General features: G+C 64.7%; 13 protein-coding genes. 7 read left to right on the top strand and 6 right to left on the bottom strand.

The window, feature by feature from the left end:
• Positions 1–140 precede the first annotated feature (140 nt).
• The gene (locus tag ATJ78_RS08640; RefSeq protein WP_098407227.1) at positions 141–836 is read right to left on the bottom strand and encodes an iron-dependent transcriptional repressor DtxR; all 696 of its coding nucleotides are present in this window, start codon (positions 834–836) and stop codon (positions 141–143) included.
• A gap of 114 nt (positions 837–950) precedes the next feature.
• On the opposite strand from ATJ78_RS08640, the gene serC reads away from it, so the two are divergent.
• Positions 951–2063 carry a phosphoserine transaminase gene (gene serC, locus ATJ78_RS08635; RefSeq protein ID WP_098407226.1) on the top strand — a complete coding sequence of 371 codons (1113 nt, stop codon included), beginning with the start codon at positions 951–953 and terminating at the stop codon, positions 2061–2063.
• Positions 2064–2097: 34 nt separating this feature from the next.
• Here serC and ATJ78_RS08630 read toward each other — a convergent pair whose 3' ends face one another.
• Both ATJ78_RS08630 and ATJ78_RS08625 read right to left on the bottom strand, forming a co-directional pair.
• Entirely contained in the window at positions 2098–2817 is a 720-nt protein-coding gene (locus ATJ78_RS08630; RefSeq protein ID WP_098407225.1) for a DUF3027 domain-containing protein, read from the bottom strand.
• Positions 2810–3193, bottom strand: a complete 384-nt coding sequence (locus tag ATJ78_RS08625) for a cold-shock protein (RefSeq protein WP_098407224.1) — start codon at positions 3191–3193, stop codon at positions 2810–2812. Before ATJ78_RS08625 ends, ATJ78_RS08630 begins: the two co-directional genes overlap by 8 nt.
• A 135-nt stretch (positions 3194–3328) precedes the next feature.
• Between ATJ78_RS08625 and ATJ78_RS08620 the strand changes: the two genes are divergently transcribed.
• Genes ATJ78_RS08620 through ATJ78_RS08610 form a run of 3 tightly spaced genes read left to right on the top strand, consistent with a single transcriptional unit; the run spans position 3329 to position 7140 of the window.
• Entirely contained in the window at positions 3329–3598 is a 270-nt protein-coding gene (locus ATJ78_RS08620; protein ID WP_098407223.1) for a multidrug ABC transporter ATPase, read from the top strand.
• Positions 3599–3611: 13 nt separating this feature from the next.
• Positions 3612–5462, top strand: a complete 1851-nt coding sequence (locus ATJ78_RS08615; protein WP_098407222.1) for a helicase-associated domain-containing protein — start codon at positions 3612–3614, stop codon at positions 5460–5462.
• Between the two features lie 37 nt (positions 5463–5499).
• Positions 5500–7140, top strand: coding sequence for a DNA repair helicase XPB (locus ATJ78_RS08610; RefSeq protein WP_098407221.1), 1641 nt, complete (start codon positions 5500–5502; stop codon positions 7138–7140).
• 1 nt (position 7141) lies between these two features.
• Here the strand turns inward: ATJ78_RS08610 and ATJ78_RS08605 are convergent, their stop codons facing one another.
• Together ATJ78_RS08605 and folP are read right to left on the bottom strand one after the other, a co-directional pair.
• The gene (locus tag ATJ78_RS08605) at positions 7142–7882 is read right to left on the bottom strand and encodes a pyrimidine reductase family protein (RefSeq protein WP_098407220.1); all 741 of its coding nucleotides are present in this window, start codon (positions 7880–7882) and stop codon (positions 7142–7144) included.
• On the bottom strand, positions 7875–8798 hold the full coding sequence (folP, locus tag ATJ78_RS08600) for a dihydropteroate synthase (RefSeq protein WP_211288446.1): 924 nt from the start codon (positions 8796–8798) through the stop codon (positions 7875–7877). The genes ATJ78_RS08605 and folP overlap by 8 nt, the downstream gene beginning before the upstream one ends.
• A gap of 99 nt (positions 8799–8897) precedes the next feature.
• Here folP and ATJ78_RS08595 point away from each other — a divergent pair, with 99 nt between their 5' ends.
• The 3 genes from ATJ78_RS08595 (at position 8898) to ATJ78_RS08585 (ending at position 11695) form a co-directional block, all read left to right on the top strand.
• Positions 8898–9587 (top strand): response regulator transcription factor, encoded by a 690-nt coding sequence (locus ATJ78_RS08595; RefSeq protein ID WP_098407218.1) that lies wholly within the window; start codon positions 8898–8900, stop codon positions 9585–9587.
• Positions 9588–9596: 9 nt separating this feature from the next.
• A complete protein-coding gene (locus ATJ78_RS08590) occupies positions 9597–11291 on the top strand; it encodes a sensor histidine kinase (protein WP_098407217.1) in 1695 nt (564 codons plus the stop codon).
• A gap of 113 nt (positions 11292–11404) precedes the next feature.
• A complete protein-coding gene (locus tag ATJ78_RS08585; RefSeq protein ID WP_098407216.1) occupies positions 11405–11695 on the top strand; it encodes a WXG100 family type VII secretion target in 291 nt (96 codons plus the stop codon).
• A gap of 54 nt (positions 11696–11749) precedes the next feature.
• Here ATJ78_RS08585 and groL read toward each other — a convergent pair whose 3' ends face one another.
• Complete coding sequence (groL, locus tag ATJ78_RS08580) at positions 11750–13372, bottom strand: chaperonin GroEL (protein WP_098407215.1); 1623 nt, start codon at positions 13370–13372, stop codon at positions 11750–11752.
• Positions 13373–13437: the final 65 nt, after the last annotated feature.

The raw sequence follows: 13437 nt of genomic DNA, 5'->3' as shown, positions 1-13437 counted from the left end.
GGACGAGTTCACGCAGGGCGCCCGACGGCGTTCCCAGGGCTTACCACCCCAGGACCCACCCGAGGCTACGGCATCAGCATCGTTTTGTCACGTTTTCGCAACGTTTTGCGCCAGACAGTTCCCACTGCCCTTTTGTGCGGCTATGGCGCGGTGACGTAGATGTGTGCCGCAACCTCTTCGGGCAGCTCGATTCCCTCATCGAAGCCGTCGATCGTGACAGCAATGTACGAGTCGTTCTGCGAGAACTCTCCGTCGTTTCCGGGAACAACTCCCGCCTGCTTCAGCTGAGCGAGAAGCTCTGGCTCGAACTGGGCGGGCTCAGCGAGGCGCCGTACGCTGGCCCGCCGGGGGCCAGCAGCATCACGAACGAGAGCGACAAGGTTGACGACGCCCTGGGAAAACGCAGAACCGGGACTCTCCCCAAACTCGTCGAGTCCGGGAATCGGCGTGCCGTACGGGGATTCTGTGGGGTGATTCAGCATGTCGAGGAGCTTGCGCTCAACCTGCTCGCTCATCACGTGTTCCCAGCGACACGCCTCTTCGTGAACGTACTCCCACTCGAGACCGATCACGTCGTTCAGCAGCCGCTCGGCGAGCCGGTGCTTCCTCATGACATGAACGGCCTTGCGACGACCATCTTCAGTCAACTCGAGGTGGCGATCATCTGACACGACGATGAGTCCATCGCGCTCCATGCGCCCGACAGTCTGGGACACGGTCGGTCCCGAGTGCCCGAGCCGCTCCGAGATGCGCGCACGCAGAGGAACGATGCCCTCTTCTTCCAGCTCGAGAACCGTGCGCAGATACATCTCGGTCGTGTCAATAAGGTCGGTCATCAATGCCTCCCCCGGCAGTGCTCACTTATGGCGTCAAGCCTACCGGGAATCCGTCTGAATCTTGAATTCGTCAAATATACGGCGCCGCGGTCGACGTGCAAATAGAATCGGCCTATGCCTGAGATCGAAATTCCTTCTGCCCTGCTGCCCGCCGATGGACGATTCGGATGCGGTCCAGCAAAAGTCCGCACCGAACAGGTTCAGGCCCTTTCCGACGTCGCGGGCGACCTTCTCGGGACGTCGCACCGCAAACCAGGAGTGAAGAACCTCGTCGGAAGTGTCAGAGAGCAGATCGGCGAGCTGTTCTCGATTCCCGATGGCTACGAAGTCATTCTCGGAAACGGCGGATCGACAGCGTTCTGGGACGCCGCGGCGTTCGGTCTGATCGAACAGCGTTCGCAGAACATGGTGTTCGGTGAATTCGGGGGCAAGTTCGCCAAGGCTGCCGCGACGCCATGGCTGTCGGCTCCCGACGTGCGCAGCGCCGAGCCGGGCTCGCTCGCGACGCCGTCCCCCGTCGAAGGCGTCGACGTCTACGCCTGGCCGCACAACGAGACATCGACGGGCGTCATGGCGCCCGTGCAGCGCGTATCGGGCGACGACGGCGCTTTGACGGTGATCGACGCGACGAGCGGCGCAGGAGGTCTCGCCGTCGATGCTCGGGAGACCGATGTCTATTACTTCGCTCCGCAGAAGAACCTTGGTTCAGATGGTGGCCTGTGGCTCGCTCTCTTCTCGCCCGCGGCACTCGAGCGAGTGGAGCGCGTGGCCGCATCTGATCGATACATTCCCGAGTTTCTGAGCCTCAAGAACGCCGTCGACAATTCACGGCAGAACCAGACCCTCAACACTCCTGCCGTCGCAACGCTTCATCTTCTCGACAGCCAGCTTCGCTGGATCAGTGAGAACGGCGGTCTCGACTGGGCTGTCGAGCGCACGGCAGAGTCGTCGTCTGTTCTCTACACGTGGGCAGAGGCTGTCGACTACGCTCGTCCGTTCGTCACCGACCCCGACCACCGCTCGAACGTCGTCGTCACAATCGACTTCGACGATCGCGTTGACGCGGCGGCGGTCGCATCGGCTCTTCGCGCAAACGGCATCGTCGATACCGAGCCGTACCGAAAGCTCGGGCGCAACCAGCTGCGCATAGCAACGTTCGTCTCGATCGACCCCGATGACGTGCGCTTGCTCGTGCAGTCGATCGAGTACGTCGTCGACGCGCTGTAGTCGCAGTGCCGTTCGGGGACGGCCACGCCGGCTTTCAGCTGCGGCGTCGTCCCCGGGAACGCCGTCTGCCGCGTCCGCCGCCGCGCCGAGAACCGCGCCGACCGGCTCGATTCGAGGAGTTGTCGCCCTCGGTATCGTCGGCTGAGCCCTCAGAGGCGTCGTCGGAGTCTTCGTGATCGGCGTCGTCATCGTCCGAGTCGTCTGTCTCATCATCATCGGCCTCGGCGTTCGACTCGTCGAGCTCATCGACGTCGACCCCGTCGAGGTCGCCCGCGTGCAGGTGCGAGCCGTGCTCATCGACGTCGTCATCATCATCATCGTCGTCAGAGTCGTCGTCTGCCTCGGCGGCCTCTCGCGCTGCCTCTTCTTGCTGCGCACGGTACTCGGCGAGACGCTCGGACCACGGCACCCAGTCGGGGGCGAGCAGCGCCGAGTCGCCCGGCATGAGCTCTGATTCCACGACCGTGGGTGCTTCGGCGTCCACACGAGCAATGGTGACCGTCCACAGCCACCCGGGATACCCGTCGAGCTTGTTCTCGAACAGCAGCGACACTGTCGTCGCGTCTTCGACGGTGTGTCCGACGAAGGCGCCGATCGTGCTTTCGCTTGTCACATCGAGAAGCGCATCGCGGGCAAGATCGACGGAGTCGAGCAGCACTGGGTCGGCCTCGGGAGCTGCGGCTGTCGCAGCATCCGTCATCGGCGGCGCCTGCTCGGCTGTCTCGCGTGTTGTCTCTTCGCTGGAATCAGGCATCGAGTTCGTCCGCAACGCGGCGAAGGAGCGCCGCGACCTTTCGTGAGTGAGCGTTCTCAGGGTAGTGCCCCTTACGCAGGGTTCCGCTGACGCCGTCGAGGATCTTCATCAGGTCTTCGACGATCACAACCATGTCGTCGGCCGGCTTGCGGTTCATGCGAACCACGCTGTGCGGCTTATCGAGCAGGCGCACGGACAATGCCTGCGCGCCCCGCTTTCCCTGCGCAACGCCGAACTCCAGGCGCGTTCCCGCCTTCAGGCTCGTCACGCCCGCGGGAAGCGCCGAGGCGTGCACGAAGACCTGCTCGCCGTCTTCACTCGTGATGAAGCCGAATCCCTTGTCTTCGTCGTAGAACTTAACCTTGCCGGTGGGCATGGAAAACCTCACTGTGAAAAGAGACGCTCAACGCGCCTGGTGTGCGCCGACGGAACGTCACCGTCGGCGAGCAGGAGAACCCTGCTCCCCTCTATCGTATTCGCTGCTCGCGCTCGTGGGCCTATCCTTGAGGACGTGGCTTCATCTGGATCGGATTCGTCGACAAGCGTTGTTCAGCGCGTTCTCGCCTACGCTCTTCTCGGAGTCGTGCTCATCTCGGTCGCGAGCTTCTTCGCCATCATGATCGGCACCTGGAACGGCATGGAACAGGCCGACTTCGGAACGGGGCTCTGGCCTGTCGTGGCGATGACGCCGTATATCGGACTTCCTCTCGCGATGATCATGCTCATCGCGCTACTCGTCGCCGGAGCGGTCGGCCGCAGCCGGGCAGCCCGCAGACAATGACCGGGAACCATGCATGACAGATGCCCTGCTCGTCGCAACGCACGTGCGCTCATTGTCCGACGATGAGCTCTTACGGTTGCTTCACGCTCGCGGAGTCTCTGACGATCCGCGCATCGCAGACTTCTTCGATCTTGCAGAGAAGCTTCTCGAGCGACAGAGCGTTGAGCGCGCGCTTCGCGCGTGTGACAGGCGGATGCTGCTCGCGCTCTCGGCCGCAGCGGAGCTGCGCTCCCCCCACACTCTCGCTGAGCTGACGAGCTTCGTCGCCTCCCTGGGTGCGGGCGAGGAGACGGCGGAAGAGGCCGCTGATGGCCTTGCACGCGCTGGCGCGCTTGGCCTCGTCGTTGTGGATGACCACGTTCATTCGCTTGACGCGGTCGGAAGCGCGCTCGACGAGTTTCGAGGCAAGGGCCTTCCCCCGACCGCGGCGCTTGCCGATCATCCGCCCACGGCGCTCAACGTCGTCACGGACACGGACCGCATCGACTCCCTTGCCGGCGAGCGCGCATTCACGACGACGACGGCGGCTGGCGAGTTCGTGACCGAGCTGCTGCGCGCGCCTGCGAGAGAGTTGGGCCGCGGAGGGCTCGCACTGCCAGACGCGCGACGACTTGCGACGGCGACGGGCATCGAGTTCGAGAGCGTCGGAGCGGTGCTTCGTGCGGCGGCGGCAGCACAGCTTCTCGCGCTGGACGGCCGCAACTGGGCTCCAACGCAGCACGGACTGAACTGGCTCGAACTATCGACAGCTGACCGCTGGATGGCTCTCGCCTCGGCCTGGTGCACCGCGATTCCTGACGAGATCCGGCCGCTGCTGAGCGCTCGATGCGACGCGCGCTGGGCGAGCACGCTGCGTGAGAAGGCACGCTGGCGTTATCCGCTCGGAGGCGAACGCGTGAGCAATCGCGTCGACGCCCTCGTAACTCAGGCGGAACTTCTCGGCATCGTCGCCGACGACACTCTCTCACGCGCCGGAGCGGAACTGCTTGAGGGGCATCCTGACGCCGCTGCCACGCATCTGCGGTCGACGCTCCCCCACGAGGTCAGTCAGGTCTATGTCCAAGACGACCTGAGCGTCATCTCGCCTGGACCGCTCGTGCCATCGCGCGACTCCCGGTTGCGTGTCATGGCAGACATCGAGTCACGATCGCAGGCGACGACGTACCGTTTCACGCGCGCCAGCATCGACCGGGCACTCGGCGCGGGCGAAGACGAGTCGAGCATCGTCGCGTTTCTCACCGACCTCTCGCTCACCGGGATCCCTCAGCCCCTGCGCTACCTGATCTCTGACGTTGCGGCGCACCACGGCCTGCTGCGCGTGCGCGAGAGCATCATCGATGGCCGCGCGACGTCAATCATCCGCTCGAGCGATGACGATCTTCTTGAGACCCTCACCGTCGACCAGAACCTCGCGTCGCTGTCGCTGCGGCGGATGGGGCACGGACTCCTCGAGAGCCGGTTCTCTCGCGATCTCGTGTTCTGGGCGTTGCAGGACGCACGGTACCCCGTCTCGGCAGAAGACGAGCACGGTGAGCTTGTGCGCGTCTCACGCCATCATGTCGCGGAGCCCTCCGTCGACTCCGAACCCGACTTGTCGGGGTTTGTCTCGAGGCTGCGCGGCTCCGTCAAGGGAACGAGCGCGCACCCCGACGACGCCTGGCTGATTCGCCAGCTGGAGCTCGCCGTCCGGTCGCGCAGCACCGTCATCGTCGCGGTGGCGATGCCCGGAGGCGAGACGGTCGAACTTTCGCTCGAGCCGACGGGGCTCGCGGGGGGCCGGCTGCGGGGGCGCGACAGCACGGCAGATGTCGAGCGAACGCTTCCGCTTGCCAGCATCCGCTCTGTGTCGCCCGCTGGCTCGTGAACCCTGTTCTCAGCTGACGACGCTAAGCTGAGACGCTATGTCTGACGGCCCTCTCATCGTTCAAAGCGACCGCACCGTGCTTCTCGAAGTCGCTCACCCCGACGCAGAAGACGCTCGGCACGCACTCGCGGTTTTCGCCGAACTCGAGCGCGCCCCCGAGCACATTCACACGTATCGCATCACGCGGCTCGGGCTGTGGAACGCTCGCGCAGCCGGCCATGGCTCAGACGAGATGCTTGCAACGCTCAACGAGTACTCGAAGTTCCCGGTTCCGCAGAGCGTCTCGACCGACATCGCCGATACCGTGTCGCGATACGGACGGCTCGTGATCGAGCGCAACAACGAGGGCGAGCTCGTGCTGTCGAGCGGTGACCCGGCTGTGCTCACGGAAGTGGCGCGTTCGAAGCGCATCAGCCCGCTACTGATCGGAAAGCCGTCAGAGACGAGCTACCTCATCGAGCCATGGGCTCGCGGGCAGGTCAAGCAAGAGCTCGTGAAGCTGGGCTGGCCCGCAGAAGACCTCGCGGGATACACGCCTGGCACGCCGTACGACATCGATCTGCGCGAAGATGGCTGGTCGCTGCGCGACTATCAGCACAAGGCCATCGACAACTTCTTCGATGGCGGCTCCGGCGTGGTCGTTCTGCCCTGCGGCGCCGGGAAGACCCTCGTGGGCGCTGGCGCCATGGCGACCGCGAACACCACGACGCTCATTCTCGTGACGAACACCGTTTCTGCGCGGCAGTGGCGCGACGAGCTGCTGCGCCGCACGAGCCTCACCGAAGACGAAATCGGCGAGTACTCGGGCGAGGTCAAAGAGGTCAAGCCCGTCACCATCGCGACGTACCAGATTCTCACGTCGCGCCGGAAGGGACAGTACGCACACCTCTCTCTTCTCGACGCTCTCGACTGGGGACTCGTCGTCTACGACGAGGTTCACTTGCTTCCGGCCCCCGTGTTCAAGCTGACGGCGGATCTGCAGGCACGGCGTCGCCTCGGCCTCACCGCAACGCTCGTGCGTGAGGACGGGCGAGCCGGCGATGTGTTCAGCCTGATCGGCCCCAAGCGGTTCGACGCTCCGTGGAAGGAGATCGAGTCGCAGGGATACATCTCCCCAGCGGAATGCTTCGAGGTGCGCATCGACATGCCCAAGGCCGACCGGCTCGAATACGCGGCGTCGGCGGACAACGAGAGGTATCGCCTCGCCGCGACGACTCCCGCGAAGATCAGCACCGTGAAGCGGCTGATCGACAAGCACGCGGGCGAACGGATTCTCGTGATCGGGCAGTACCTCGATCAGCTCGACGAACTCGCCGACGTTCTCGGCGCTCCCAAGCTGACGGGAGAGACTCCCAACGATGAGCGCGAGCGGCTGTACCAGCTCTTCCGCGACGGAAGCGAACCTGTGCTCGTGGTCTCGAAGGTCGCCAACTTCTCGGTCGACCTGCCCGAGGCGACGGTCGCCATTCAGGTGTCAGGATCGTTCGGCTCGCGCCAAGAGGAGGCGCAGCGTCTGGGCCGCCTGCTGCGCCCGAAGACGTCGGGGCTCACGGCGAACTTCTACACGCTTGTCGCCCGCGACACGCTCGACCAGGACTTCGCGCAGAACAGGCAGCGGTTCCTCTCGGAGCAGGGCTACAGCTATTCGATCCTCGATGCGTCAAGCATCGCCGCCTGAGCTACGCTCTCACGTACCGCAGCAGAAGGGTCCCGTCATCTTCACAGATGTGCGTAAGTGACAGCGACCGCAGCGTCTGATCGTCGCCGGAGAGGATGCGGCCCGCGGCACCGCCGACGAGAGTCGGGCTCACCGTGAGACACAGTTCGTCGACGGCGTCGTCACGCACGAGGGCGCCGAAGAGCGTCGGACCGCCCTCGCAATGCATCTGGTTGAGACCGCGTTCTGCAAGTGCGCGACGCATGGCGATGCCGTCCACGCGCCCTGCGCCGCAGATCAGCACGTCGGCGACCGACTCGAGACGCTCGCGCCGTTCGGCGTCTGCCGTTTCGCATGTGACGATGATGGGGCGCACCGGCGCGTCACGGAAGATCCTGTCGCCGGGATCGAGGCTCAGGCTGCGCGACACGATCGCGAACACCGGCTGCGGGGCGATTCCCCGCGCCGTTCGCTGCTCGACAGCATCCACTCTCATGGCGCCGTAGCCCTCGGCGCGCACGGTTCCGGCTCCGACGATGACGACGTCTGCGAGCGTGCGCAGAGCATCGAAGACGACGTGATCGGCGTCTGTTCCGAGGCCTCCCGAGAGACCGTTGACGGTCACTCCCCCGTCGGCGCTCGACACGAAGTTCATGCGCAGCCACGGCTCGCCGCGATCGGCAACGTCATACCAGTCGGCGATTCTCGCGGTATCCGCCGTGGACTCGGCGGGCAGCGGCCATACCCGCGTGATCTCAGTCATTGCGCTCTCCCATGTTGTGCCGGAGGTACGCGGGCTGCCGCATACCGAGAATCGCCTCTGCCATGCGCACGGCAGCGACAGACTCTCGCACATTGTGCATGCGCACGATCCGCGCCCCCTGAGCAATGCACAACGCTGCAGCGACGAGTGAGCCTTCAACGCGGTCTCCCCGATCGGCGTCGAGGCTCTCGCCGATGAAGTCCTTGTTCGACACCGCGACGAGCGTCGGGTAGCCGAGGTCGACGATCGGGCCGAGTCTCCGCGTGAGCTCGAGACTGTGCAGCGTGTTCTTGTTGAGGTCATGGCCCGGATCGACGATGATGCGCTCCTCGGGAATGCCTGCGCCGAGCGCGCGCTCAACGCGGCGTTCGAGAAACTCAGCGACCTCTATCGAGACATCGCGATACGTCGGCGATGCCAGCGGGGTGCGCGGAGCCGCGAGGCTGTGCGTGATGACAATGCTCGCGTCGCTGTCCGCCACGACGCGAGCAAGCTCCGGATCGGCGAGGCCCGTCGTGTCGTTGATGATGTCGGCACCGGCCAGGATGCTGCGACGAGCGACGTCTGCGCGGAATGTATCGACGGAGATCACGATGTCGGATGCTGCGCGCACGGCCTCGACGACGGGGACGACGCGGTCGGACTCCTCGTCTGCCGGGATCTCGGGACCAGGGGCGAACGGTGCTCCGCCGATGTCGACCCAGTCCGCTCCGCTTGAGGCCGCGTCGAGGCAGGCGGTCACCGCGCTGTCGAGGGCAAACGTGCGGCCGCGGTCGTAAAACGAGTCGGGCGTGCGATTGACGACTGCCATGACCGCGACCTCGCGCGAGAAGTCGAAGCGCCGCGCCCCAATCTGACGCACCGCCGCCGCGATCGTCGGGAGCTCGGGCAGATCGTGACGGGAAGGCTCGGTCATGTCTCCATCGTGCCGCATCGTGCCCCGACGCGAAGCGCCCTCGGAAAAACCCGCAAATTCACCCAGGCCGCTCACAGGTATCTTGCAGATACTGGGGGCATGACAGGACCACGAATCCTCATCGTCGATGACGAGCCAAACATCCGCGACCTGCTGACGACGAGCCTGCGCTTCGCCGGCTTCGCTGTCAGAGCCGTCGGCAACGGCGCTCAGGCCATCTCTGCCGTCCTTGAAGAAGAGCCGGACCTGATTATTCTCGACGTCATGCTCCCCGACATGAACGGCTTCGGAGTCACCAAGCGACTTCGCGCCTCGGGGTACACGGCGCCCATTCTCTTCCTCACGGCGAAGGACGACACCGAAGACAAGATCACGGGACTCACGGTCGGTGGCGACGACTACGTCACCAAGCCGTTCAGCCTCGACGAGATCGTCGCGCGCATCAAGGCGATCCTCCGACGCACCATGCAGGCAGATGAAGACGCCATCATCCGTGCCGGCGAGCTCACCATGGACCAGGACACGCATGAAGTCTTCGTCGGAGACACGAGCGTCGAGCTGAGCCCGACGGAGTTCAAGCTTCTGCGGTACCTCATGCTCAACCCCAACCGCGTGCTCAGCAAGGCGCAGATCCTCGATCACGTCTGGGAGTACGACTTCAACGGTGATGCCGGCATCGTCGAGAGCTACATCTCGTATTTGCGGCGCAAGCTCGATCAGTTCTCTGACGAGCCGCTGATTCAGACCAAGCGCGGATTCGGGTACATGCTGAAGACCAGCAAGCAATAGCCTCGTTGTATGAAGGCCATAGCCGACTGGTGGAACTCGATCACGCTGCGCAGCAAGATCACCGGCGTCACGGTGATCGTGCTGACGTTCGGCTTGCTCGTCACCGGTGCCGGCACGGTCATCATTCTGAAGCAGGCGCTCATCGAACAGGCGAAGGCTGAGCTCGTCGCCTTCGCCACGGGCGACATCTCGCGCTATATCGACGTCGATGACGAAGGAGCGCGGCACGTGCGAGAGACGAACGAGTACTACATCGCGCTCTACGATGCCGACGGCACCCTCATCGATCACAACTGGGATGACCGGGAGAGCAGGCTGCTCCCGCGTCCGGCAGAGGGAACCATCAGCGTCGCGAACGCCATCTCGACGTACCCGCGCGCCGTGACGAACGTCATCGGCTCGGAGTTTCAGGCCGTCACCGTCGTCTCAGACGCCATGGACGATCGCGGGACGAACGGCGTTGTCTTCATCGCACGCTCGATGCGCGGCCCAGATAGCGTCGTCGCCACCTACCTCACGATCTTCTTCGGCCTTGGCCTCGGCGTCATCGTGCTGGGCGCACTCATCACCCGCGTGCTGGTGACGAATACGCTGCACCCGCTTCGCGAGGCCGAGACGACGGCCGCGCACATCGCGGGCGGCGACTTCAGCCAGCGCCTGACGCACATGACGCCCAACACCGAAGTCGGCCGGTTGAACCGCTCGCTCAACACCATGCTCAACCGCATCGACCGCGCGTTCAAAGACCGGGCACAGACCATCGAGCAGATGCGTCGCTTCGTCGGCGACGCGAGCCACGAGCTGCGCACTCCCCTCGTCACGGTCCGCGGATACGCGGAGCTGTACCGCATGGGCGCTCTCGAGAAGCCCGAGGACGTCGCGCAGGCGATGGAGCGCATCGAGAAGGAAGCCGTGCGCATGAGCGGCATGGTGCAGGACCTTCTCGAACTCGCGCGCCTCGACGAGGCACGACCGCGCGAACTGACACGCATCGATCTCACGCCTCTCGCGAAGGATGCTGTCATGGATGCCCGCGCCTCCTACCCAGGACGCCCGGTATCGTTCGTCATCGATACGCCGCCCGACAGCGCGTCGCTCGCTCCCGAGCAGCCGGCCACCTCGCCCGAGCCCGAACCCCGTGCCGTGACCCGCCCGAACGGCTCGGGAGGCAACACGGGACCGATCGCCCTCGCTGGAGCGACGTTTGCTCGGCTGAGGGGCCGCCGTCCGCGCAAGGGAGCAGAGACCGCGCCTTCTCAGGAAGCGTCGAAGCCGGTCACGCACATCACGTCGTCGATCCCGACGGTTCCGGCCATTGTGATGGGTGAAGAGAACAAGATTCGTCAGGTGATCGCCAATCTCATGGGAAACGCCATGCGCTTCACTCCCGATGGAAGTCCCATCGAAGTGGGCGTCTCGGCCAACCCGCTCACGGGAATGGCCACCGTCGCCGTGATCGACCACGGGGAGGGTGTGCCCGAACCGATTCGAGAGAAGATCTTCCAGCGATTCTGGCGCGCCGACTCGTCTCGCACGCGCGAGACGGGCGGAAGCGGACTCGGCCTCGCGATCGTGTCGTCGATCGTTGCCGCGCACAACGGCAGTGTCGACGTCAATGAGACTCCCGGCGGTGGCGCGACCTTCCGCATTCGGCTTCCCCTCGCCTCAACCGTCTCCGAATCGCCGTCAGCGACCGAGAGCTGACCGTCGTCCACAGGCGACGCTGCACGCCCGTTCATCCACAGTCGAGCTGCGCTCCGCTCGGCACCGCCGTCTTCGTCTGTACCGTCGAACCACATCAGACGAGAGGAGCCACGATGAGCAAGTACACGGTCGACAGCGAGGCCGTTCAGGCCGCCAGCGCAAGCATCCGCGGCATTACGGAGCAGCTACGAGCGGATGTGAACACCTTGATGGGTCAGATTCAGAACCTGCAGTCCCAGTGGACAGGTCAAGCCGCGAGTGCGTTCACCGCGGCAGCCCATGACTGGCGGACGACGCAGGCGCGCGTCGAGGAGTCCATCAACGAACTGAACACGGCGCTCGCACAGGCGGGCTCGCAGTACGCCGACGTCGAACTGCAGAACACCGGAATGTTCGGACGGTGAGAAACACAATGGGCGCCCCCGCGGGGGCGCCCATTGTGTTTCTCGCGTCAGACTTTAGAAGTCCATGCCACCGGTCGGGTCGGCCGGAGCAGCCGGGGCAGCCTTTTCAGGCTTGTCCGCGACGACGGCCTCCGTGGTGAGGAACAGACCGGCGATCGAGCCTGCGTTCAGCAGAGCCGAGCGCGTGACCTTCACCGGGTCAGCGATACCGGACTGAAGCATGTCCTCGTACTCGCCGGTTGCCGCGTTGAGGCCGTAGCCGACCTCGAGCCCGCGAACCTTCTCGGCGACGACGCCGGGCTCGAGGCCCGCGTTCGTGGCGATCTGCTTAAGCGGAGCGTCGACAGCGACCTTGACGATGTTCGCACCGGTTGCCTCGTCGCCCTCGAGCGAGAGCTTGCCGAAGGCAGTCTTGCCCGCCTGGATGAGCGCAACGCCACCACCGGCGACGATGCCCTCTTCGACGGCGGCCTTCGCGTTGCGGACGGCGTCCTCGATGCGGTGCTTGCGCTCCTTGAGCTCAACCTCCGTCGCGGCACCGGCCTTGATGACGGCGACGCCGCCAGCAAGCTTCGCAAGACGCTCCTGCAGCTTCTCGCGGTCGTAGTCGCTGTCGGTGTTCTCGATCTCCTTGCGGATCTGAGCGACACGTCCGGCAATGGCGTCGGCCTCGCCACCGCCCTCGACGATCGTCGTCTCGTCCTTCGTGACAACGACCTTGCGGGCGCGACCGAGCAGATCGAGCGTGACGTTCTCGAGCTTGAGACCGACCTCTTCGGAGACGACCTGTCCGCCCGTGAGGATCGCGATGTCCTGCAGCTGAGCCTTGCGGCGGTCACCGAAGCCCGGTGCCTTGACGGCGACAGACTTGAAGATACCGCGGATCTTGTTGAGCACGAGCGTCGCAAGAGCTTCGCCCTCGACGTCTTCAGCGATGATGAGCAGCTGCTTGCCGGCCTGGATGACCTGGTCGACGACGGGCAGCAGATCCTTGATGTTCGAGATCTTCGAGTTGACGATGAGGACGTACGGGTCCTCGAAGACAGCCTCCTGGCGGTCCTGGTCCGTCACGAAGTAGCCCGAGAGGTAGCCCTTGTCGAAGCGCATGCCCTCGGTGAGCTCCAGCTCGGTGCCGAACGTGTTCGACTCCTCGACAGTGACGACGCCTTCCTTGCCCACCTTGTCGATGGCCTCGGCGATGATCTCGCCGATCTGCGCGTCAGCGGCAGAGATCGAAGCCGTTGCGGCGATCTCGTCCTTGGTCTCGATCTCCTTGGCTGCGGCGAGCAGTTCGTCCGAGACGGCGCCAACGGCCTTCTCGATGCCGCGCTTCAGCGCGATCGGGTCGGCGCCCGCTGCGACGTTGCGCAGTCCCTCGCGCACGAGTGCCTGAGCCAGAACAACCGACGTGGTGGTTCCGTCGCCTGCGACGTCATCCGTCTTCTTGGCGACTTCCTTGACCAGCTCTGCACCGATCTTCTCGTACGGCTCGTCGAGCTCGATCTCCTTGGCGATCGACACACCATCGTTGGTGATGGTGGGGGCGCCCCACTTCTTCTCGAGGACGACGTTGCGGCCGCGCGGCCCAAGGGTCACCTTGACTGCGTCGGCGAGCGTGTTCAGGCCACGCTCGAGGCCGCGGCGGGCCTCTTCGTCAAAAGCAATGATCTTTGCCATCGTGAGTTTCGTCCCTCCCGGACGTGAATGAACGTTCTTAGCACTCCACGACTGGGAGTGCTAAT

The organism is Paramicrobacterium agarici (assembly GCF_002563955.1).
GTDB lineage: Bacteria > Actinomycetota > Actinomycetes > Actinomycetales > Microbacteriaceae > Paramicrobacterium > Paramicrobacterium agarici.
Note: the sequence above shows the minus strand (reverse complement) of the source record. Positions and strands in the feature narration are given on the sequence as shown.